This window comes from Micromonospora sicca, assembly GCF_003172935.1.
GTDB classification, from domain to species: domain Bacteria; phylum Actinomycetota; class Actinomycetes; order Mycobacteriales; family Micromonosporaceae; genus Micromonospora; species Micromonospora sicca.
Window position 1 is genome coordinate 1 of the sequence record NZ_QGKS01000250.1, and the last position, 20,579, is coordinate 20,579.

Consider the following 20,579-nt stretch of genomic DNA (forward strand, 5'->3'; position numbering starts at 1 on the left):
CCCCCACCGCCACCGGACCGACGGGGGCTGGCGGCGGCGCGGTGCACGTCGACCCGCGCGGCTGGCGGGACTACCCGCCCGGGCCGGCCTTCCTGCGCGCGCTCACGGACGGGCGGGCGCCGCGCGCGGTCTGGTCGGCGCTCCCGGGGGAGGACTGGGCCGCCCGGTACGCCGACGCCGTCGCCGCCACCGTGGCCGGCGGCCGGGGCGCGCTGGTCGTGGTGGCCGACGCCCGGGACCTGGACCGGCTCGACGCCGCGCTGACCGGCGCGCTCGGGCCCGACCGGCACGTCTGTCTCTCCGCCGCGCTCGGACCGGCCCGCCGCTACCGCGCCTTCCTCGCCGCCCGGCGCGCCCCGGCGCCGGTGGTGATCGGCACCCGCGCGGCGATGTTCGCCCCGGTGGACCGGCTCGGCCTGGTGGCGATCTGGGACGACGGGGACGACCTGCACGCCGAGCCCCGGGCGCCGTACCCGCACGCCCGGGAGGTGCTGCTCACCCGGGCCCAGCTCGGCGGGGCGGCGGCCCTGGTCGGCGGGTACGCCCGGACCGCCGAGGCGCAGCTGCTGGTGGAGACCGGCTGGGCCCGGGAGGTGGTGGCCGACCGGGCGACCGTGCGGGCGCGTACCCCGGCGATCGCGCCGACCGGCGACGACCCGCAACTGGCCCGCGACCCCGGCGCGGCGACGGCCCGGCTGCCCAGCCTGGCCTGGACCACGGCCCGGGACACCCTGCGCGCCGACGCCCCGGTGCTGGTGCAGGTGCCGCGCCGGGGCTACCTGCCCTCGGTGGCCTGCGCCGACTGCCGGACCCCGGCCCGCTGCCCGCACTGCGCCGGCCCGCTCGCGCTGCCCTCCGCCGCCGGGACGCCCGCCTGCCGCTGGTGCGGCCGGGTCGCCGCCGCGTACGCCTGCCCGGAGTGCGGCGGGCGGCGGCTGCGCGCCTCCGTGACCGGCGCCCGGCGCACCGCCGAGGAGCTGGGCCGGGCCTTCCCCGGGGTGCCGGTGCGCACCTCGGGCCGGGAGGAGGTGCTCACCACCGTGCCCGCCGGGGCCGGCCTGGTGATCGCCACCCCGGGTGCCGAACCGGTCGCCGAGGGCGGCTACGGGGCCGTGCTGCTGCTCGACTCGTGGGCGCTGCTCACCCGGGCCGACCTGCGGGCCGGCGAGGAGGCGCTGCGCCGGTGGCTGACCGCGGCGGCCCTGGCCCGCCCGGGCTCGGCCGGCGGCCGGGTGGTGGTGGTCGCCGACGGCGCGCTCGCCCCGGTGCAGGCCCTGCTGCGCTGGGACGCCGCCTGGTTCGCCGCCCGGGAGCTGGCCGAGCGGCGGGAGCTGGGCTTTCCGCCGGCGGTGAAGATGGCCAGCGTCACCGGCCCGGCCGACGCCGTGGCCGACCTGCTGGCCGGGGCCCGGCTGCCCGACGGCGCGGAGGTGCTCGGTCCGGTGCCCGCCGACGAGGGCCGCGAGCGGATGCTGGTGCGGGTGCCCCGGGCCCGGGCGGCCGCGCTGGCGGAGGCGCTGCACACGGCCGCCGGGCAGCGCGCCGCCCGCAAGGCCGCCGACCCGGTCCGCCTCCAGGTCGACCCGCTGAGCCTCTTCTGACCCCGCCCGCCGCAGGTGGCGGGGGGTGTGGCGGGGCGCCCGTCGCACACCGCGTGCGGTAAAGCGCTGGCGGCTGCGTGATAGCATCGCCCGTCATGCCCGGGCGTACGACGACTCGAGGTCGCGGCGCGGCGTCAGGCGCGCCGAGCTGGAGCTGTCGGAGAATGGCCCAACGAAGGCGGGAGCGCGTCGATCCGACGCCAGATCGATGCTGTCAAGCAGCCGGTGAGCAGGGGTGGACCAGTCGTGACCGTTCGTCAATCGATCGTCTTCAACGGTGACCTCGGTAGCGGCAAGAGCACCGTCTCCGTCGAGATCGCCAAGCGGCTGGGGCTGCGCCGGGTCAGCGTCGGCGACCTCTACCGGCAGATGGCGCAGGAGCGGCAGATGACCGCGCTCCAGCTCAACCTGCACGCCGAGCTGGACCAGGCGGTCGACGGCTACGTCGACCAGCTCCAGCGGGACATCGCCGCCTCCGGCGAGTCGCTGGTGATGGACTCCCGGCTGGCCTGGCACTTCTTCACCGACGCGCTCAAGGTGCACATGATCACCGAGCCGACCGAGGCGGCCCGCCGGGTGCTGGCCCGCCCGTCCGGCCCGGCCGAGAGCTACAGCTCCCTGGAGGAGGCGAGGGCCAAGCTCCGGGAGCGCAGCGAGAGCGAGCGCAACCGCTTCATAGTCCGGTACGGCGTCGACAAGGCCCGGCTGCGCAACTACGACCTGATCTGCGACACCACCCGGGCCGACCCGGAGCAGGTGATCGCGCACATCATCGACGTCTACGAGGGCCGCCTCGGCGCCGACGTGCTGGCCGACGGCCAGCCGCTGCTGCTGCTCGACCCGGCCCGGGTCTACCCGACCGAGGACATCACCACCCTGCGCGGGCTCTGGGACTCCGAGTTCGTCGGCGAGGTGGCCGGCGCCGGTGACGAGGCCCTGGAACCGCTGCGGATCGGCTACACCGGTGAGTACTTCTTCGTCGTCGACGGGCACCGCCGGCTCAGCGCCGCCATCCAGAGCGGCTTCCCCCTCGTCCCGGCCCGGCTGGTGGCCGAGGTGGAGGAGCCGGTGGTCGGCGGGATGAGCGCGGTCGACTACTTCACCGCCCAGGTCCGTCCGAGCATGATCCACGACTGGGAGGCGGCCCACGGCATCGCGCTGCCGCTGCCCGAGCACGCCCTGCTCGGTGGCGACGCGGTGCTGGCCGGGGAGCCCGGCAGCGGCGCCTGAGCCGACCCCGGCGGCGGTCACCGGCCGGCGCCGGACCCGGCGCGGGCGGCGGGGGATCGCCGGATCGGGCGAACGGGCGCATGATGAAGGCCGCCGATCTCCCGGGAGGCTCACCGTGGATCCTGTCGACGCCCTCGCGCTGCTGATGTCCCCCGAGGGGCGGGTGAACCCGTACCCCACCTACGAGCGGTTGCGGGCGCACGGTCCGGTCGTCCAGGCCGGGCCGGTCTTCTACGCGGTCACCGGCTACGCCGAGGCCGACGAGATCCTCCGCGACCCGCGGTTCGGGGTGCTGGACGACGAACTGCGCGACCTGTTCCTGCCCGGCTGGCGGGAGAGCCCGGCCGTGGCCTCGATCTCCCGCTCGATGCTGCGTACCAACCCGCCGGACCACAGCCGGATGCGGCGGCTCGCCGCGGGCGCCTTCACCCCGCGCCGGATCGCCGCGATGCGGGACGTGGTGGTCGCCCAGGCCGACGAGCTGGTCGACGCCATGCTGGAGCGGGGCCGGGACGGGCGGCCGGTCGACTTCCTGGCCGACTTCGCGTACCCGCTGCCGGTCGGGGTGATCTGCGCCCTGCTCGGCGTGCCGGCGGCGGACCGGCCGCTGTTCCGGCGCTGGGCGGCGGACCTGACCGGGGTGCTGGAGCCGGAGATCACCCCCGAGGAGCTGGCCGTCGCCGACCGGGGCGCCACCGAGCTGCGCGACTACTTCGCCGAGCTGGTGCGGGCCCGCCGCCGCGCGCCGGCCGACGACCTGACCACGGCGCTGGTGCAGGTGCACGACGCCGACGGCGGGCGGCTCTCCGGCGACGAGCTGCTGGCCAACCTGGTGGTGCTGCTGGTGGCCGGCTTCGAGACGACCACCAACCTGCTCGGCAACGGTCTCGTGGTGCTGCTGGAGCACGCCCGGGCGGCCGACGCGCTGCGCGGGCACCCCGAGTTCGCCGCCGACTACGTCGACGAACTGCTGCGCTACGACTCCCCGGTCCAGCTCACCTCGCGGATGAGCACCGCCCCGGCCGACCACGGCGGGCTGCACCTGCCCGCGGGCAGCTGCCTGCTCGTGCTGCTGGGCGCCGCGAACCGGGACCCCCGGCGGTACCCGGAGCCGGCGCGGTTCGACCCGTGGCGGCCGCAGATCCACCCGCTCTCCTTCGGCGCCGGCCCGCACTACTGTCTCGGCGCCGGGCTGGCCCGGTTGGAGGCGCAGGTCGCCTTCCCGCTGCTTCTGCGCCGGCTGCCCGGGCTGGCCCTGGCCGGCGAGCCGGAGCGGCGGGTCCGGCTGACCCTGCGCGGGTACGCCACCCTGCCGGTGACCGTGGGTGAGGAGTCCCCGCTCACCGATCGCGGTACGCCGGCCGGGGCGGCTCCGGTCACTCCGTAGACTGGTACGGCAGAGTTCGTCCCGCCGTCGAAGGAGCCACCCCGCGTGACCGTTCAGCCCATCCGTCTGTTCGGGGATCCGGTGCTGCGCACGCCGGCCGATCCGGTGGTCGACTTCGACGCCGAGCTGCGCAAGCTCGTCGCCGACCTGACCGACACGATGCGCGAGCAGAGCGGCGCCGGACTGGCCGCGCCCCAGCTCGGCGTGGGCCTGCGGGTGTTCACCTTCGACGTCGACGACGTGCTCGGCCACCTGGTCAACCCGGTGCTGGAGTTCCCCGACGAGGAGGAGCAGGACGGCCCGGAGGGCTGCCTGTCCATCCCCGGCCTCTACTTCGACACCAAGCGCCGGCAGAACGTGATCGCCAAGGGGTTCAGCGCCTTCGGTGACCCGGTGCAGATCGTGGGCAGCGGCCTGATGGCCCGCTGCGTGCAGCACGAGACCGACCACCTGGACGGGGTGCTCTTCGTCGACCGGCTGGATCCCGAAGGGCGCAAGGAGGCCATGAAGGCGATCCGCCAGGCCGAGTGGTACGACCAGGCCGCCCCGCCGGTGGTCAAGCTCAGCCCGCACCTGAGCAATCCGTTCGGTCTGGGTCGGTGAGCCGCCGGTGCGCCTGATCTTCGCCGGCACCCCGGCCGTCGCCGTTCCCGCCCTGGACGCCATCGCCGCGTCCGGCCACGAGCTGCTGGCCGTGGTCACCCGTCCCGACGCGCCGGCCGGTCGCGGCCGGGGCCTGGTCCGCTCGCCCGTCGGCGCCTGGGCCGACGCGCACGGCGTCGAGGTGCTCACCCCGGCCCGCCCCCGCGAGCCCGAGTTCCTGGACCGGCTCCGCGAGCTGGCCCCGGACTGCGTGCCGGTGGTCGCGTACGGCGCGTTGGTGCCGCCGGTCGCCCTGGAGGTCCCCCGGTACGGCTGGATCAACCTGCACTTCTCGCTGCTGCCCGCCTGGCGGGGCGCGGCGCCGGTGCAGCACGCCGTGCTGCACGGCGACGAGCTGACCGGGGCCAGCGTCTTCCAGCTCGAGCAGGGGCTGGACACCGGCCCGGTGTACGGCACGCTCACCGACGAGATCCGGCCGACCGACACCTCCGGCGACCTGCTGGAGCGACTCGCCCACTCCGGCGCCGGCCTGCTGGTGGCGGTCCTCGACGCGATCGAGGCCGGCACCGCGCGGGCCGAGCCGCAGCCGGCCGACGGGGTGTCCCTGGCCCCGAAGCTGACCGTCGAGGACGCGCGGGTGCGCTGGAGCGACCCGGCCTTCGCCGTCGACCGGCGGATCCGCGCCTGCACCCCGGCCCCCGGCGCGTGGACGACCTTCCGGGGCGAGCGGGTCAAGCTCGGCCCGGTGGTCCCGGTGGCGGACGGCCCCGAGCTGAAGCCCGGTGAGCTGCTGGCCGAGAAGGCCCGGGTGCTGGCCGGTACGGCCACCGTCCCGGTGCGGCTCGGCGAGGTCCGGGCGGCCGGCAAGAAGGCGATGTCGGCGAGCGACTGGGCGCGCGGTGCCCGGGTCGCCGCCGGGGAGGTGCTCGCGTGACCGGGCCGTCCGAGCCCCGGGGTGAGCGCTTCTCCGACGAGGGCCGACGCGGCCCGTCGACCGGACGGCCGTCCGGCGGCGCGCGGGGCGGGTCCGGCCGTGCCGACGACGGCGGCCGCGGCGAGCGGTCCGGCGACCGGGGCCGGTCCTTCGGGGCCGAGCGCGGCGACCGGTACCCGCGCGGTGCGCGACCGGGGCAGGGCGGGGACCGCCCGCGCGGCGGCCAGTTCGGCGCGGACCGGCGTGGCGCCGGCCGGCGGCCGGTCCGGCCCGCCGTCGACCTGCCGCGGCAGGTCGCGTACCAGGCGATCGCGGCGGTGCACCGGGACGACGCGTACGCCAACCTGGTGCTGCCGGCGATGCTGCGGGAGGAGGGGCTGGTCGGTCGGGACGCCGCCTTCGCCACCGAGCTGACCTACGGCACGCTGCGCCAGACCGGCACCCTCGACGCGATCATCACCGACGCCGCCGGGCGGGACGTGCAGCGGATCGACCCGCCGGTACGCGACGCGCTGCGGCTCGGGGCGTACCAGCTCCTGCACACCCGGGTGCCTGCGCACGCGGCGGTCTCCTCCACCGTCGACCTGGTGCGGTCGGTGGGCCCGGGCGCCACCGGCTTCGCCAACGCGGTGCTCCGCGAGATCACCACCCGGGACCTCGACGGCTGGGTGGCGAAGCTCGCCCCGGCGACGGAGACCGACCCGGTCGGCCATCTCGCGCTGGCGTACAGCCACCCGCAGTGGATCGTCCGGGCGTTCGCCGAGGCGCTGGGCGGCGATCTCGGCGAGACCGAGCGGCTGCTGATCGAGGACAACGAGCGGCCGCCGGTACACCTGTGCGCCCGGCCGGGCCTGGCGGACCCGGTGGAGCTGGCCGACGAGGTGGGCGGCGCCCCGGGCGCCTTCTCGCCGTACGCGGTCTACCTGTCCGGCGGCGCGCCGGGTGACCTGCGGGCGGTGATCGAGGGGCGGGCGCACGTCCAGGACGAGGGCTCCCAGCTGGTGGCGAATGCCCTGGCGGTGGCGCCGTTGGACGGCCCGGACGCCCGCTGGCTCGACCTCTGCGCGGGACCGGGCGGCAAGGCCGGCCTGCTCGGCGCCCTGGCGGCGCAGCGCGGCGCCCGGCTCACCGCGGTGGAGGTGGCCGAGCACCGGGCCCGGCTGGTCGAACAGGCCACCCGGGGCCTGCCGGTGGCTGTGCTCGCCACCGACGGGCGGACGGTCGGCGGGGACCCGGAGCTGCCCGAGGGGCACTTCGACCGGGTACTGGTGGATGCCCCCTGCACCGGGTTGGGCTCGTTGCGCCGGCGACCGGAGTCCCGCTGGCGCCGCCAGCCCTCGGACCTGCCGCCGCTGACCCGGTTGCAGCGGGAGCTGCTCACCGCGGCGCTGCGCGCGGTCCGCCCGGGCGGCCTGGTCGCCTACGTCACCTGCTCCCCGCACACGGTGGAGACGCATGTGACGGTGACCGAGGCGGCCCGCCGGTGCGGCCTGCCGGTCGACTTCGTCGACGCCCGGCCGCTGATGCCGGCCGGCATGCCGGGGCTGGGCGGCGGGCCCACGGTGCAGCTCTGGCCGCACCGGCACGGCACCGACGCGATGTTCCTGGCGGTGCTGCGCCGGGGCTGAACCCGCGACGTACCGCATTGACCTGCTCGGATGCGGTGGGTTATGCCTGCCCCACCCGCCCCCGACCGCGCCGGGCTTGTGACACCCCGTTGACTCCTTAATCGATACATGTAACTGTATCGATTATCGGCATCACCCCCGATCCGCCCCCGCCGATCCCCACGAGGAGTCTCGATGAGACGTCGTACCCCGATCGCGGGCCTCGCGCTCGCCCTCTGCGCCGGCATGACGGCGACGCTGGCCGCGACGACGGCCAGCGCGGCGCCCGCTCGCTCAGCGCCACCCAGAAGAGCTACCTCAAGGGCTACTACAACTTCGACATGGTCGGCTCGCCCAACGGCGGCTACTTCATCAACCGGATCACCTCCACCACGGCCGCGCCGCTGAAGGCGTACTGGGACTCGCTGAACATCCAGCCCGAGGAGAACGTCGAGGGGCAGGGCCGCTCCGACGACTACCCGTTCCAGCAGGCCGGCATCGCCACCTCCGGCTACGCCACCGGCGCCAGCGCCCGCAAGACCACCACCCAGGCCAGCAAGTGGGGCGGCACCGCCAACTCCGCGTACGACTCCTGCTACCGGAATGCGGGCCAGTGCTCCGCCCTTCAGGGCGGGGGTGAAGGCCCGCGCGGGGAGGGCCGCCAAGGCCCGAGCCGTGCCGTTGACGTAACGTGGGCAGGCGGTGGTACGGTGACCACGTGCGGGGCGAAGGGTAGTTCCGGAAGCCCCGAAGCGTCACGACGGACACAGCGTGACATTGTCGCCGCAGGGCATGTGGAGACGAAAAACGCCTGTGGAGCGGACGTAAGACCGGGGCAACCTCCGGCGGATCGCGGTGAAGCAGGAACCCACCCGGGCGTTGCGCGTTCCGCGCGCAGCGCGGAGGGAATCCCCGCCATTCATGGCGGTGGAGGAAGTCAACACCGGTCGTGCGACACCGCCAGCAACATCAACGCGACCATCCTCAACCGCAGCGCCGACGGCGTCGCGTACGCGATCTGGCAGCTCGCGGTCGGCGGCACCCCGACCAACGACTTCGCCGTGGCGGTGAGCCCCACCGCCGGCAGCGTGGCCCGGGGCGCGACGACCATCGCGACGGTCAGCACCACGACCACCAGCGGCAACGCGCAGACGGTGAACCTGTCGGCCACCGGCGCGCCGAGCGGGGTGACGGTGTCGTTCAGCCCGTCCTCGGTGACATCCGGCGGCTCGGCCACCATGACGGTCAGCGCCTCGGCGACCGCTGCCACCGGCACCTTCACCGTCACGGTCACCGGCACCGGCTCGGTCAGCCACAGCGCGACGTACGGCCTCACTGTGACCGGCGCCGGCGGCTGTGCCGGCGGCCAGCTGATCGGCAACAGCAGCTTCGAGTCCGGTACCACCCCGTGGACCGCCACCTCCGGAGTGATCACCAACTCGACCGGCCAGGCGGCCCGCACCGGCTCCTACAAGGCCTGGCTGGACGGGTACGGCAGCACCCACACCGACACGCTGTCCCAGTCGGTGACCGTGCCGGCCGGGTGCGCCAGCTACACGCTGGCCTTCTGGCTGCACATCGACACCGCCGAGACCACCAGCTCGACGGCGTACGACAGGCTGACCGTCCAGGTCGGCACCACCACGCTGGCGACGTACTCGAACCTGAACGCCGCCACCGGCTACGCGCAGCGCACGTTCAACATGGCCGCGTACGCGGGCCAGACCGTGACGCTGAAGTTCACCGGCGTCGAGGACTCGTCGTTGCAGACCAGCTTCGTGGTCGACGACGTGACGCTGCAGGCCGGCTAGCCGGGACCGGTCAGTGGGGCGGGTGAGCGGCCCGCCCCACTCACTGGATCGGCAGGCTCCTGGTCCCGGCGCCCTTCAACGACCGGGTCAACGTGCGGTCGTCGATCCAGAGGAAGCACTGCACGCCGTGGTTGCCGTCCCGCCACTCCTCCTCGAAGGGGTGGTAGATGACGGTGCCGGCGCGGTACTGCAGATCGCTGTTGTTCGGCACCTTGACGTACTTGGCGATCAGGCCCCGGCAGGCCTTGTGCGCCCGCAGTGAGGTGCGCCGGAACTCGGCGTAGCTGATGTCCGGCGCCTGCCACACGCCGACGAACTCGGCGTGGTGCTTGGCGGTGCAGGCCACCGGCCGCATCTCGTCGATGTCGTCCTTGACCAGCTTCGGGTTGAAGCAGCCGTAGGCGAGCGGGGAGCCCGGGGCCAGCGCGCCGCGCAACGAGGCGCGGCGCGGGATGATGCTGCCGTCGTCGAGGCTGGCCACCTCGGAGACGTCGCAGCGGAACCAGCGGGCGCCGCCCGTCCAGGCCACCGCGGACGGGAACACCACCGAGACCAGCAGTCGCCCGGACCGCCAGTCCGCGCCCACCGCCTTGCCGACCTGCTTGTCGCACTCGACGCGGGCGGTCCGCGCGCCGGCCGAGCCGGTTCGCGGGGGAGCGCCCCGCTCGGCGTCCGGCCCGGTCAGTGTGCCGACGTGCAGGGTCTCCGCCCGGTGGGAGGCGGTGCACTCGACCGGGTTGTAGCCGCTGAGGTAGCCGATGTCCTGGACCGTGGGATGGCAGGCGCCGTTCTGCGGGACGAAGCCCTTCGCCGGCGCGAGGGCCGGCCAGTCGTCGGCCAGGTTTCGGTCCACCCCGGCGGGCGCGCCGCAACCGGCGAGCACCAGCACCGCCGTCCCGGCCACGGCGACCGCCGTCCACCACCGCCGCATTCGCCGACCTCCCCGTCGTCCGTCGTCGCGCCGGCCGGCTGGCACCGCCGGTACGCCACGGCGCAGCAGCATACGGCACCCGGGCTCAGATGACGGGTAGTCCCTGCGGGCCGACGCCGCGCATCGAGCGGGTGAGCCTCCGGTCGTCGCTCCACAGGAAACAGCGCACCCCCCGGTCGCCCTCCTCCCACTCCCGCTGCGACGGCGGGTAGAAGATCGATCCGGCCCGGTACGGCAGGTCGCTGTTGTTGGGCACGTTGGCGAAGACGGCGATGAGCGCCATGCAGCGCCGGTGCACCTGCTGGCTCGACCGGGTGAAATCCGCCCAGCTCATGTCGCGTTCCGCGTAGACGCCGACGAACTCGGCCCGGTGCGGCTCGGTGCAGAGCACCGGCGCCATGTAGTTCAGGTTGTTGCCGATCAGCTTCGGGTCGAAGCACCGGTGCACCAGCGGGTTGTCGCCGACCATCGCGCCGCGCAGGCTGCCCACCCGGTTGGCCGGCCGGGTGTTGTCGATGCTGTCGGTCTCCGCCAGGTCGCACCGGTACCAGCGGGCGCCGGCGAGCCAGGCGGTCACCGAGGGCACCGCGATGTTCATGGTGAGCCGGGCGGAGTGCCAGTCCCCGCCGATCACCTCCCGGGCCCGCTGGTCGCATTCGGCCCGGGCGGTACGCAGCGCGGCGGACCCGGGTTCGGGACGGGCGCCGGCCGCGGCCGGCCCGGTGAACGCGCCGACGTGCACGGCCTCGGCCAGGTGGCTGCGCCCGCAGGCCACCGTCTCGTAGGTGCCGGCCTGCACGACCGCGGTGATCCGGGGCAGGCAGGCGTCCGTGGCGGGGATGAACAACTTGGGCGCCGGCAGGGCGGGCCAGTCGTCGATCAGGTCGCCGTCGGCCCGGTGCGGCTGGACGCAGCCGCTCAGCACCGCCGTCGCCGTGCCGGCCAGCGCCAGCGCCACGAGCCACCGTCGCATCGTCCGCCCCTTCCGGGAGATGGCAGCCGGTCGCCGCGGCCCGTACGGCGGCCCGCCGCCGGGCGTGCAGCATATGTGACCGTCCCCGATGGAGTGTTGCGGTGTTTCCGCCGATCGGCCAGTCGCGGCTGGCTTTTCGTCCGGGTTTTCGGGTCCGGGAGGGCCGATTCTGCACCATCGGTCACGGCCGGGTCACAGCGGGTCCGGGTTGGTGCCGTGCCGCGAGCGGCGGGTGACCGCGTTCGTACACTGGCCCCGTGACCGTACCGCCGCCCATCGTCGCGCCGAGCATCCTGGCCGCCGATTTCGCCCGCCTCGCCGACGAGGTCCGCGCCGTAGAACATGCCGCCGACTGGTTGCACGTGGATGTCATGGACAACCACTTCGTGCCGAACCTGACGATCGGGCTGCCGGTGGTGCAGAGCCTGCGCGCCGTGACCGAGCTGCCCTTCGACGTGCACCTCATGATCGAGGATCCACGCCGCTGGGCGCCCGGGTACGCCGACGCCGGGGCGTACAACGTGACGTTCCACGCCGAGGCGTGCGACGACCCGGTGGCCCTGGCGAAGGACCTGCGCTCGGCGGGGGCGAAGGCCGGGCTGGCGATCGACCGGGACACCCCGATCGAGCCGTACCTCGACCTGCTGCCCAGCTTCGACACCCTGCTGATCATGACGATCAAGGCGGGGTTCGGCGGCCAGCGGTTCATCCCGCAGCTCCTCGACAAGGTGCGGACCGCCCGCGGGCACGTCGACAGCGGCCACCTCGAGTTGCGCATCGAGGTCGACGGCGGGATCGGCGCCGACACCATCGAGCAGGCCGCGGCCGCCGGCGCGGACGCGTTCGTCGCCGGCACCGCCGTCTACGGGGCCGACGACCCGGCCGAGGCGGTACGCCGCCTGCGCGCCCTGGCGGAACGCGCGGCCAGCGGGGCCTGAGGTGGACCCGGCCGGCGAGCGACCCGACGTCATCCTGGTCGTCGACGACGACGAGGACATCGCCCGTTTCGTCGAGTTCAACCTGCGGCTGCACGGCTTCGAGGTGATCCATGCCGGCGACGGCCAGGAGGCGCTCGAGGTGATCGAGCGACAACGACCGGACCTGGCCGTGGTCGACCTGATGATGCCGCGCATCGACGGCCTGGAGCTGACCCGCCGGCTGCGCGCCGACCCGATGACCGCCGCCCTGCCGGTGATCATGCTGACCGCCAAGGGAATGACCGTGGACAAGGTGCACGGCCTCAGCGCCGGCGCCGACGACTACCTGGTCAAGCCCTTCGACACCGCCGAGCTGGTGGCCCGGGTCAGCTCCACCCTGCGCCGCAACAAGGAGTTCCGGGAGGTCTCGCCGCTGACCGGGCTGCCCGGCAACAGCCGGATCCGGCGGGAGATCAGCGACCGGGTCCGCAACGGCGTCGACTACGCGGTCGGGTACATCGACATCGACCGGTTCAAGAGCGTCAACGACCGGTACGGCTTCGTCCGCGGCGACGAGTTCATCTCCGCCCTGGCCCGCAGCCTGCACCGGGCGGTGGTCTCGATCGGGCTGCCGCCGGCCTTCCTCGGCCACGTCGGCGGCGACGACTTCGTCATCGTCTGCACCCCCGGCCAGGTCCGGCCGCTGACCAGCCGGGCGGTGGTCGACTTCGAGAAGGCTGCGGACGCCCTCTACGACCCGACCGACCGGGAGCGCGGGTTCGTCGAGCTGAAGGACCGGCGGGGCAACATCCGGCGGGCCGCGCTGGTCACCCTCTCCATCGGCGTCTCCCTCTCCGACTCCGGCAAGCGCTTCTCGGACCCGCTGGAGGCGATCGCGGTGGCCTCGGAGATGAAGACGGTCGCGAAGAGCCAGCCCGGGTCGTACGTGGCGGTCGACCGGCGGCGCGGCGTCACCTGACCGTAACCGGACATCTGTGAGCTACCTCGCCTCCCCTGGCGACGGGGGCGGTCCGGCGTGTAAGACTTCCGGTGTACCCACCACGCGCTGGCGGGGCTCGGTGAAATTCCGAACCGGCGGTGATCCACGGTCCGACCGTGGTAAGCCCGCGACCCGGACGGCTTCGGCCGGACGGTGGACCTGGTGAGAATCCGGGGCCGACGGTGGGGAGCGGTCCGTCCGCCCCCCGACAGTCCGGATGGGAGACAGCGCGCGGGACGGGGAGGGCCCCCTGCTGGCCGCTGACACCCTCAGCGCCGCGTGGGCTCCCCGGGGCCGGCCGTGCCGTCCCCGGATCTCCGCCGCCGCCTGCCTGCGGCACGCCGTGTCGTCACCTCCCGCCCCGCCCGCGCACGACCGGCGAGTGAGAGGGCAGGGGCTGGCGATGACGAGCGTCTCCATCGATGAGGCGATGCGTCGCGCGATCGCGCTGGCCGCCCGCGGGCTGGGCACCACCAGCCCCAATCCGGTGGTCGGCTGCGTGCTCTTGGACCCGGACGGCGAGGTCGTCGGCGAGGGCTTCCACGCGTACGCGGGCGGGCCGCACGCCGAGATCGTCGCGCTCGCCCAGGCCGGCCGGCGGGCCCGCGGCGGCACCGCCGTGGTCACCCTGGAACCCTGCGACCACACCGGCCGCACCGGACCCTGCAGCCACGCGCTGATCCAGGCCGGTGTGGCCCGGGTGGTGGTCGCCGTCGGCGACCCCAACCCGGTCGCCTCCGGCGGGGCCGCCACCCTGCGCGCCGCCGGGATCCAGGTCGATTTGGGAGTACGCGCCGAGGAGGCCGAGGCCGGCAACGTCGCCTGGCTCACCTCGATGCGCCGGGGCTGGCCGTACGTCATCTGGAAGTACGCCGCCACGCTCGACGGGCGCTCCGCCGCCGCCGACGGCACCAGCATGTGGATCACCTCGGAGGCGGCCCGGATCGACGTGCACGCGCTGCGCGGCACCGTCGACGCGGTCATCGCCGGGGTCGGCACCGTGCTCGCCGACGACCCCCGGCTCACCGCCCGCAACCTGCGCGACGGCACCCTCGCGATTCGGCAGCCGCTGCGTGTGGTGGTGGACAGCGCGGGGCGTACGCCCCCGGCGGCCCGGGTCCGCGACGGCGCCGCGCGGACGTGGATCGCCACCGCCGCGGAGGTCGGGGCCGGCCCGGACGGCCGGGTCGACCTGCCGGCGCTGCTGGCCGAGATGCATCACCGCGGCGTGCGGGCGGCCCTGCTGGAGGGCGGCCCCCGGCTGGCCGGCGCGTTCCTCGCCGCCGGGCTGGTCGACAAGGTCGTCGGGTACGTCGCGCCGAAGGTGCTCGGCGCCGGCCCCACCGCCCTGCTCGACGCGGGTGTGGGGACCATCGCCGACGCCATCGAATTGGAACTCACCGACGTTACGCAGGTCGGACCCGATCTGCGGATCACCGCGCTGCCCCGGAAGAGGGAGGCCTGACATGTTCACCGGCATCGTCGAGGAACTGGGCGAGGTCGTCCGGACCACCGAGACCGGGGGTGACTCCGCGCTGGTCGCCATCCGCGGCCCGCTGGTCACCTCGGACGCCCGGCACGGCGACTCCATCGCGGTCAACGGGGTCTGTCTGACCGTGGTCGACGTCGACGGCGGCGTCTTCACCGCCGACGTGATGGGCGAGACCCTGCGCCGCTCCGCGCTGGGCGCGCTCCGCCCGGGCGACCCGGTCAACCTGGAGCGGGCCGCCGCGCTCGGCAGCCGGCTCGGCGGGCACCTGGTCCAGGGCCACGTCGACGGGGTCGGCGAGCTGATCTCCCGGGAACCGGCCGCGCAGTGGGAGACCGTCCGGTTCCGGCTGCCCGCCGCGCTGTCCCGGTACGTGGTGGAGAAGGGCTCGATCACCATCGACGGCGTCTCGCTGACCGTCGCCGAGGTCGGCGACGACTGGTTCGGCGTCGGGCTGATCCCCACCACCCTCAAGCTGACCACGCTCGGCGCCAAGGGCGTCGGCGACCCGGTCAACCTCGAGGTGGACGTGCTGGCGAAGTACGTCGAGCGGCTGCTCGGCGACCGCCTCGCCGGGGGCGCCCTGCCCGGTGGTGACCGCTGATGGGCCCGCTCGGCTGGCTGCTCGACGCCCAGGTCCAGGTGGCCGGTTCGCCGGTCCTGGTCCGGGAGATCGTCGGCAACGTCTTCGGCCTGGCCTCGGCGCTGTTCGGGCTGCGCCGGCTGGTCTGGGCCTGGCCCGTCGGCATGATCGGCAACGCGCTGCTGTTCACCGTCTTCCTCGGCGGTGTCTTCGCCACCCCGCAGGCGCACGACCTCTACGGCCAGGCCGGCCGGCAGGTCTTCTTCTTCGCGGTCAGCGTCTACGGCTGGTGGCGCTGGTCGCGCAACCGCCGCGCCGGGGCGGGGGAGCAGCCCGCCGTGACGCCTCGCTGGGCCACCGGCCGGGAACGCCTGGGCCTGCTCGCGGCGGCGGCGGTCGGCACCGCGGCCGGGTACCCCGCGCTGGCCGCGCTCGGCTCGTGGGGTCCGCTGCCGGACGCCTGGATCCTGGTCGGCAGCCTGCTCGCCACCTACGGCATGGCCCGCGGGTGGGTCGAGTTCTGGCTGATCTGGATCGCCGTCGACGCGGTCGGCGTGCCGCTGCTGCTGCGCGGCGGCTTCTACCCCTCCGCCGCCATGTACCTGGTCTACGGCGCGTTCTGCGTCTGGGGCCTGGCCGCCTGGTGGCGGGCCTCGCGGGCCGCCCCGCCGGCTCCCACCCCGATCCCGCCCACCTACTCGGAGGCAGTGGCATGAGCGCCTTTGGCAGCATCGAGCAGGCGGTGGCGGACATCGCCGCCGGCCGGCCCGTCGTCGTGGTCGACGACGAGGACCGCGAGAACGAGGGTGACCTGATCTTCGCGGCCGAGCGGGCCACGCCCGAACTGGTGGCCTTCATGGTCCGCTACACCTCGGGCTACATCTGCGTGCCGCTGACCGAGAGCGAGTGCGACCGGCTGGACCTGCCGCCGATGCACCACACCAACCAGGACCGGCGCGGCACCGCGTACACGGTGACCGTGGATGCCCGGGAGGGGATCAGCACCGGCATCTCGGCGGCGGACCGGTCGCACACCATCCGGCTGCTCGCCGACGCCGCCACCGACCCCACCGACCTGGCCCGCCCCGGGCACGTGGTGCCGCTGCGGGCTCGCGAGGGCGGGGTGCTGCGCCGGCCCGGGCACACCGAGGCGGCGGTCGACCTGACCCGGCTGGCCGGGCTGCGCCCGGCCGGGGTGCTCTGCGAGCTGGTCAACGACGACGGCACCATGATGCGCCTGCCTGACCTGGAGAAGTTCTGCGCCGAGCACGGGCTCACCCTGGTCACCATCGCCGACCTGATCGCGTACCGGCGGCGGAATGAGAAGCAGGTGGAGCAGGTCGCGGACGCGCGGATGCCCACCCCGTACGGGGTCTTCCGGGCGCTCGGCTACCGCAGCGACTACGACTCCGCCGAGCACATCGCGCTGGTCATCGGCGACCTCGGCGACGGGCGGGACGTGCTGGTCCGGGTGCACTCCGAGTGCCTCACCGGCGACGTCTTCGGCTCGCTGCGCTGCGACTGCGGCCCGCAGCTGCAGGCCGCCCTGGCCCGGGTGGCCCAGGAGGGGCGCGGGGTGGTCCTCTACGTGCGCGGGCACGAGGGACGCGGCATCGGCCTGCTGCACAAGCTCCAGGCCTACCAGCTCCAGGACCTGGGCCGGGACACCGTCGACGCGAACCTCGACCTGGGGCTGCCCGCGGACGCCCGGGACTACGGCACCGGCGCGCAGATCCTCTACGACCTCGGCGTCCGCTCGATGCGGCTGCTCACCAACAACCCGGCCAAGCGGGCCGGCCTGGAGGGCTACGGCCTCACCGTGAGCGGCCGCGAGGGGCTGCCGATCCGGTCGAACCCGGAGAACGTGCGGTACCTGCGCACCAAGCGGGACCGGATGGGGCACCTGCTGGACGAGTTGGACGAGGTGACCGAGGCGCCGATGGGCCGCCCGGTCGACGGCGACGAGATCGGAGCGTAGACATGGCGGGTTTCGGCGAACCGGGCGTGACGGCGGTGGACGCCGCCGGGCTGACGGTGGGCGTGGTCGCCGCGCGCTGGCACGGCGACCTGACCGACCACATGGTCGACCGGGCGGTCGCCGCCGCGCAGGCGTGCGGCGCCCGGGCGGTGGTGGCCCGGGTCGCCGGCTCGGTGGAGCTGCCCGTGGTGGCCCAGGCGATGGCCCGCCGGTACGACGTGGTGGTCGCCCTCGGCGTGGTGGTCCGCGGCGCGACGGCGCACTTCGACTACGTCTGCCGTTCGGTCACCGACGGGCTGACCCGGGTGGCCCTGGACGAGGGCAAGCCGGTCGCGCACGGGGTGCTCACGGTGGAGACCATCGAGCAGGCCCGGGACCGGGCCGGGCTGCCCGGCTCGGCGGAGGACAAGGGCTGGGCGGCGACCGTGGCGGCGCTGGACGCCGCGCTGGCGATCCGCGGCCTCGCCGCGGCCAACGGCCAGCGGGTCGGCTTCGGCGGCTGACCGGACCGCCCGGGGTGTGGGCGTCGCGGTCGCCCCGGCCAGGCCGCCGCGAGTAGTCCGGTTGCCCACTACGAAGCTGATGTCGCGGATGACTCACCAGCCCGGACCGGGCGCGGCGGCGACCGGACATCCTGCCCTTCTCGTCCCGTAAAAGTCCGGCGGCGTACCGGGACACCGGGAGCAGCGCAGGATTTCGCCACCGAGCACAGCCGCCCGACCACGATTCGCGTATCGCCGGATGAATCGTTGACGTCATCAGCTTCGTAGCGTCCGAGCGGCCCACCTGCGGGCCGCTGCGGGCGCGGTCCCGACGCTCGGCGCCGGCAGGACCGCCCGTCCGGAATGTGGTCGGGGTTCCGCCGCGCCGGACCCGGAGCGTATGGCGACGACGGACGGCTGGAAGAATCGCGTCCCGTGAAGACGTTCGAGGAGCTGTTCGCCGAGCTGCAGGCCAAGGCCGCCGCCGGCACCCCGGGCTCGGGCACCGTAGAGGCGCTGGAGCGGGGGGTGCACTTCATCGGCAAGAAGGTCGTCGAGGAGGCGGCCGAGTCGTGGATGGCCGCCGAGCACGAGGGCCCGGAGCGGGCCGCCGAGGAGATATCCCAGCTGCTCTACCAGGCCCAGGTGCTGATGCTCGCCACCGGTCTCGAGCTCAAGGACGTCTACCGACATCTCTGAGTGCCCCCACCCGTTGATCAATCCCGATCGAAGGAGCACTCCGTCATGCTGCGTGTCGCCATACCCAACAAGGGCACCCTGGCCGAGCCGGCCGCCCAGATGCTGCGCGAGGCCGGTTACCGGCAGCGCCGCGACCCCAAGGACCTGGTCTGCCGCGACGAGGCCAACGACGTCGAATTCCTCTACCTGCGGCCCCGGGACATCGCCACCTACGTCGGCTCCGGCGACCTGGACCTCGGCATCACCGGCCGGGACCTGCTGGTCGACTCCGGCGCCCCGGCCGAGGAGATCGTCGACCTCGCCTTCGGCGGGGCCACGTTCCGCTTCGCGGCCAGCCCGGACACCATCGACTCGCCGAAGGAGCTGGGCGGGCACCGGATCGCGACCGCGTACCCGGGGGTGGTCCGCCGCTACCTCGACGACAACGGGTTGAGCGCGGACGTCATCCGGCTCGACGGCGCGGTGGAGAACGCGGTCCGCCTGGGCGTGGCCGACGTGGTGGCCGACGTGGTCTCCACCGGCGCCACCCTGCGCCAGGCCGGCCTGCAGATCATCGGCGAGCCGCTGCTGGTCTCCTCGGCGGTGCTGGTCCGGCGCGTCGGGGCGCCCGGCTGCGCCCAGTCCGAGCAGCTGCTCCGCCGGCTGCACGGCGTGCTGGTCGCCCGGCGATACGTGATGCTCGCCTACGACGTGCCGGCCGGCCTGCTCGACCGGGCCAGCTCGCTGACCCCCGGGATCGAGTCGCCGACCGTCTCCCCGCTGCACCGGGAGGGCTGGGTCGCCGTGCAGGCGATGGTGCAGCGCGACGACGTGCACCGGATCATGGACGAGCTCTACGAGCTGGGCGCCCGGGCGATCCTGGTCACCAACATCCACGCCTGCCGGCTGTGAGGCCGCTCCCCTCGTCGGCCGCCCTCCCCCTGGTGGTGCTGGGCGGGGCGGCGTCGGCGGCCCAGGGCGTGGTCAACGCCGAGCTGGGCGAGCGCGCCGGCAACCCGGTGCTCGGCGCGGTGGTCAACAACCTCGGCGGCAGCCTGCTCGTCGTGCTGGGGCTGTTCGCCGTCCCGTCGATGCGCGCCGGACTGGCCGTGCTGCGCCGGTCCGGGCTGCCCTGGTGGTCGTACCTGGGCGGGCTCGGCGGCGCGGCGATCGTGGTGATCGGCACGTACGTCGTCCCGGTGCTGGGGGTGGCGGTCTTCACCATCGCCCAGGTCGCCGGGGGCAGCGTCGGCGGGCTGGCGGTGGACCGGGCCGGCCTGGCCCCGGTGGGGCGGCTGCCGTTCACCGTGCCCCGGGTGGCCGGGGCGCTGCTCGGCGTCGGCGCGGTGACCCTGGCCCAGCTCGGCCGGCCGGTCGGCGACCTGGCGGTCGGTCTGGTGTTGCTCGCGGTGGCGGGTGGCCTGGCGGTCGCCCTCCAGTCGGCGCTGAACGGGCGGGTCTCCGCCGCCAGCACCACCGCGGCCGGCATCGCGGTCAACTTCGCCGTGGGCACCCCGGTGATCCTGGCGGTCGCGGCGCTGGTCGGCGCGTTCGCCACCCGCCCCGGTTGGCCGGGGCAGTGGTGGTTGTACGGGGGCGGCCTGCTCGGCGTGGGCATCGTGCTCTCCCTGCTGGTCGGGGTACGCGCGGTCGGCGTGCTGCGGACCGGGCTGGCGTTGGTCGCCGGGCAGCTCGGCGGCGCGCTGCTGCTGGACGTGCTGCTGCCCGGTGGGGCCGGTGCCCGGCTGCCGGTGCTGGCCGGCGCGGCGCTCACCCTGGTCGCGGTCGTGGTGGCCGGTGGGCGGCGACGCGCCGCGATCGGTGTGGCACCGGACCGGAGCCCGGAGCCGGATGGCAGACTGGTCGGGTGAGCGATGCACTGGTGACCGTGCGGCCGCGGCGGATCCGGGTGGTCTGCTGGGCCTCGGCGGCGACCCTGCTGGTGGTCTTCAGCCTGGTGGCGACCTCGCTGACCGGCCGGACCGGCGACGGCTACGGCACGTTCCAGCGCGGCGACCAGCTGGCCATGATCGGGCTGGGCGTCTTCGGCGCGCTCGGCATCCTGCTCTTCACCCGGCCGCGGGTGGTGGCCGACGCCAGGGGCGTCCGGGTGCGCAACGTGATCGGCTCGTACGAGCTGCCCTGGGAGGTCGTCCGCGGGGTCCGTTTCGACCGGGGCGCCCCGTGGGCCAGCCTGGAGCTGCACGACGACGACCTGCTGCCGATGGTCGCCCTCCAGGCGGCCGACAAGGAGCTGGCGGTCGAGGGCGTGCGCGCCCTGCGCCGGCTGCACCAGGCGCACCTGGCCGCCCTCGCCGGCGACCCCGCCCCCCGCTGACCCGGAAATCCGCAGGCCGGGGCGCAAGGGGACGGGT

The 20,579-nt window shown here is 74.7% G+C and carries 20 protein-coding genes and 1 riboswitch; of the genes, 18 read left to right on the plus strand and 2 right to left on the minus strand.

Annotation, left to right across the window (positions count from 1 at the left end; genetic code table 11):
• The 7 genes from DKT69_RS18330 to DKT69_RS18360 form a co-directional block, all read left to right on the plus strand.
• The coding region (locus DKT69_RS18330; RefSeq protein ID WP_109802752.1) for a primosome assembly protein PriA at positions 1-1,601 on the plus strand (1,601 nt) is incomplete at its 5' end.
• Between the two features lie 246 nt (positions 1,602-1,847).
• Positions 1,848-2,831 (plus strand): AAA family ATPase, encoded by a 984-nt coding sequence (locus tag DKT69_RS18335; RefSeq protein ID WP_109802753.1) that lies wholly within the window; start codon positions 1,848-1,850, stop codon positions 2,829-2,831.
• 145 nt (positions 2,832-2,976) lie between these two features.
• On the plus strand, positions 2,977-4,218 hold the full coding sequence (locus tag DKT69_RS18340; protein WP_438361843.1) for a cytochrome P450: 1,242 nt from the start codon (positions 2,977-2,979) through the stop codon (positions 4,216-4,218).
• A gap of 45 nt (positions 4,219-4,263) precedes the next feature.
• Positions 4,264-4,821 carry a peptide deformylase gene (gene def, locus DKT69_RS18345; RefSeq protein ID WP_109802755.1) on the plus strand — a complete coding sequence of 186 codons (558 nt, stop codon included), beginning with the start codon at positions 4,264-4,266 and terminating at the stop codon, positions 4,819-4,821.
• 7 nt (positions 4,822-4,828) lie between these two features.
• A complete protein-coding gene (gene fmt, locus DKT69_RS18350) occupies positions 4,829-5,755 on the plus strand; it encodes a methionyl-tRNA formyltransferase (protein ID WP_109802756.1) in 927 nt (308 codons plus the stop codon).
• Positions 5,752-7,383 carry an RsmB/NOP family class I SAM-dependent RNA methyltransferase gene (locus tag DKT69_RS18355; protein ID WP_438361842.1) on the plus strand — a complete coding sequence of 544 codons (1,632 nt, stop codon included), beginning with the start codon at positions 5,752-5,754 and terminating at the stop codon, positions 7,381-7,383. The genes fmt and DKT69_RS18355 overlap by 4 nt, the downstream gene beginning before the upstream one ends.
• Before the next feature lie 215 nt (positions 7,384-7,598).
• Positions 7,599-9,173, plus strand: coding sequence for a M28 family peptidase (locus tag DKT69_RS18360; RefSeq protein ID WP_236647999.1), 1,575 nt, complete (start codon positions 7,599-7,601; stop codon positions 9,171-9,173).
• Positions 9,174-9,213: 40 nt separating this feature from the next.
• Here DKT69_RS18360 and DKT69_RS18365 read toward each other — a convergent pair whose 3' ends face one another.
• Together DKT69_RS18365 and DKT69_RS18370 are read right to left on the minus strand one after the other, a co-directional pair.
• The gene (locus tag DKT69_RS18365; protein ID WP_109802757.1) at positions 9,214-10,104 is read right to left on the minus strand and encodes a septum formation family protein; all 891 of its coding nucleotides are present in this window, start codon (positions 10,102-10,104) and stop codon (positions 9,214-9,216) included.
• 85 nt (positions 10,105-10,189) lie between these two features.
• Entirely contained in the window at positions 10,190-11,077 is an 888-nt protein-coding gene (locus tag DKT69_RS18370; RefSeq protein ID WP_109802758.1) for a septum formation family protein, read from the minus strand.
• 257 nt (positions 11,078-11,334) lie between these two features.
• On the opposite strand from DKT69_RS18370, the gene rpe reads away from it, so the two are divergent.
• The 11 genes from rpe to DKT69_RS18425 all read left to right on the plus strand — a co-directional run bounded on the left by rpe (position 11,335) and on the right by DKT69_RS18425 (position 20,542).
• Complete coding sequence (gene rpe, locus DKT69_RS18375; protein WP_109802759.1) at positions 11,335-12,015, plus strand: ribulose-phosphate 3-epimerase; 681 nt, start codon at positions 11,335-11,337, stop codon at positions 12,013-12,015.
• Position 12,016: 1 nt separating this feature from the next.
• A complete protein-coding gene (locus DKT69_RS18380) occupies positions 12,017-12,973 on the plus strand; it encodes a GGDEF domain-containing response regulator (protein WP_109802760.1) in 957 nt (318 codons plus the stop codon).
• An 82-nt stretch (positions 12,974-13,055) separates the two neighbouring features.
• A riboswitch (FMN riboswitch) is annotated at positions 13,056-13,227 on the plus strand.
• 170 nt (positions 13,228-13,397) lie between these two features.
• The gene (gene ribD, locus DKT69_RS18385; RefSeq protein ID WP_109802761.1) at positions 13,398-14,459 is read left to right on the plus strand and encodes a bifunctional diaminohydroxyphosphoribosylaminopyrimidine deaminase/5-amino-6-(5-phosphoribosylamino)uracil reductase RibD; all 1,062 of its coding nucleotides are present in this window, start codon (positions 13,398-13,400) and stop codon (positions 14,457-14,459) included.
• A 1-nt stretch (position 14,460) separates the two neighbouring features.
• Complete coding sequence (locus DKT69_RS18390) at positions 14,461-15,087, plus strand: riboflavin synthase (RefSeq protein ID WP_109802762.1); 627 nt, start codon at positions 14,461-14,463, stop codon at positions 15,085-15,087.
• On the plus strand, positions 15,087-15,782 hold the full coding sequence (pnuC, locus tag DKT69_RS18395; protein WP_109802763.1) for a nicotinamide riboside transporter PnuC: 696 nt from the start codon (positions 15,087-15,089) through the stop codon (positions 15,780-15,782). Before DKT69_RS18390 ends, pnuC begins: the two co-directional genes overlap by 1 nt.
• Complete coding sequence (locus DKT69_RS18400) at positions 15,779-17,044, plus strand: bifunctional 3,4-dihydroxy-2-butanone-4-phosphate synthase/GTP cyclohydrolase II (RefSeq protein ID WP_109802764.1); 1,266 nt, start codon at positions 15,779-15,781, stop codon at positions 17,042-17,044. The genes pnuC and DKT69_RS18400 overlap by 4 nt, the downstream gene beginning before the upstream one ends.
• 2 nt (positions 17,045-17,046) lie before the next feature.
• Positions 17,047-17,547: a 6,7-dimethyl-8-ribityllumazine synthase gene (ribH, locus tag DKT69_RS18405; RefSeq protein ID WP_109802765.1), complete on the plus strand. Its 501-nt coding sequence runs from the start codon at positions 17,047-17,049 to the stop codon at positions 17,545-17,547.
• A 414-nt stretch (positions 17,548-17,961) separates the two neighbouring features.
• Positions 17,962-18,225 carry a phosphoribosyl-ATP diphosphatase gene (locus tag DKT69_RS18410; protein WP_109802766.1) on the plus strand — a complete coding sequence of 88 codons (264 nt, stop codon included), beginning with the start codon at positions 17,962-17,964 and terminating at the stop codon, positions 18,223-18,225.
• A gap of 45 nt (positions 18,226-18,270) precedes the next feature.
• Positions 18,271-19,116, plus strand: a complete 846-nt coding sequence (gene hisG, locus DKT69_RS18415; protein WP_109802767.1) for an ATP phosphoribosyltransferase — start codon at positions 18,271-18,273, stop codon at positions 19,114-19,116.
• Positions 19,113-20,075 carry a DMT family transporter gene (locus DKT69_RS18420; RefSeq protein ID WP_109802768.1) on the plus strand — a complete coding sequence of 321 codons (963 nt, stop codon included), beginning with the start codon at positions 19,113-19,115 and terminating at the stop codon, positions 20,073-20,075. Before hisG ends, DKT69_RS18420 begins: the two co-directional genes overlap by 4 nt.
• Positions 20,072-20,542: a PH domain-containing protein gene (locus DKT69_RS18425; protein ID WP_201749724.1), complete on the plus strand. Its 471-nt coding sequence runs from the start codon at positions 20,072-20,074 to the stop codon at positions 20,540-20,542. The genes DKT69_RS18420 and DKT69_RS18425 overlap by 4 nt, the downstream gene beginning before the upstream one ends.
• Positions 20,543-20,579 lie beyond the last annotated feature (37 nt).

Bases quoted from the DNA above. Each gene is read 5' to 3' on its own strand.
- DKT69_RS18340 (WP_438361843.1), top strand. From the start codon at position 2,977: ATGTCCCCCGAGGGGCGGGTGAACCCGTACCCCACCTACGAGCGGTTG.
- DKT69_RS18365 (WP_109802757.1), bottom strand. From the start codon at position 10,104: ATGCGGCGGTGGTGGACGGCGGTCGCCGTGGCCGGGACGGCGGTGCTG.
- DKT69_RS18370 (WP_109802758.1), bottom strand. From the start codon at position 11,077: ATGCGACGGTGGCTCGTGGCGCTGGCGCTGGCCGGCACGGCGACGGCG.
- ribD (WP_109802761.1), top strand. From the start codon at position 13,398: ATGACGAGCGTCTCCATCGATGAGGCGATGCGTCGCGCGATCGCGCTG.
- DKT69_RS18390 (WP_109802762.1), top strand. From the start codon at position 14,461: ATGTTCACCGGCATCGTCGAGGAACTGGGCGAGGTCGTCCGGACCACC.
- pnuC (WP_109802763.1), top strand. From the start codon at position 15,087: ATGGGCCCGCTCGGCTGGCTGCTCGACGCCCAGGTCCAGGTGGCCGGT.
- DKT69_RS18400 (WP_109802764.1), top strand. From the start codon at position 15,779: ATGAGCGCCTTTGGCAGCATCGAGCAGGCGGTGGCGGACATCGCCGCC.
- ribH (WP_109802765.1), top strand. From the start codon at position 17,047: ATGGCGGGTTTCGGCGAACCGGGCGTGACGGCGGTGGACGCCGCCGGG.
- hisG (WP_109802767.1), top strand. From the start codon at position 18,271: ATGCTGCGTGTCGCCATACCCAACAAGGGCACCCTGGCCGAGCCGGCC.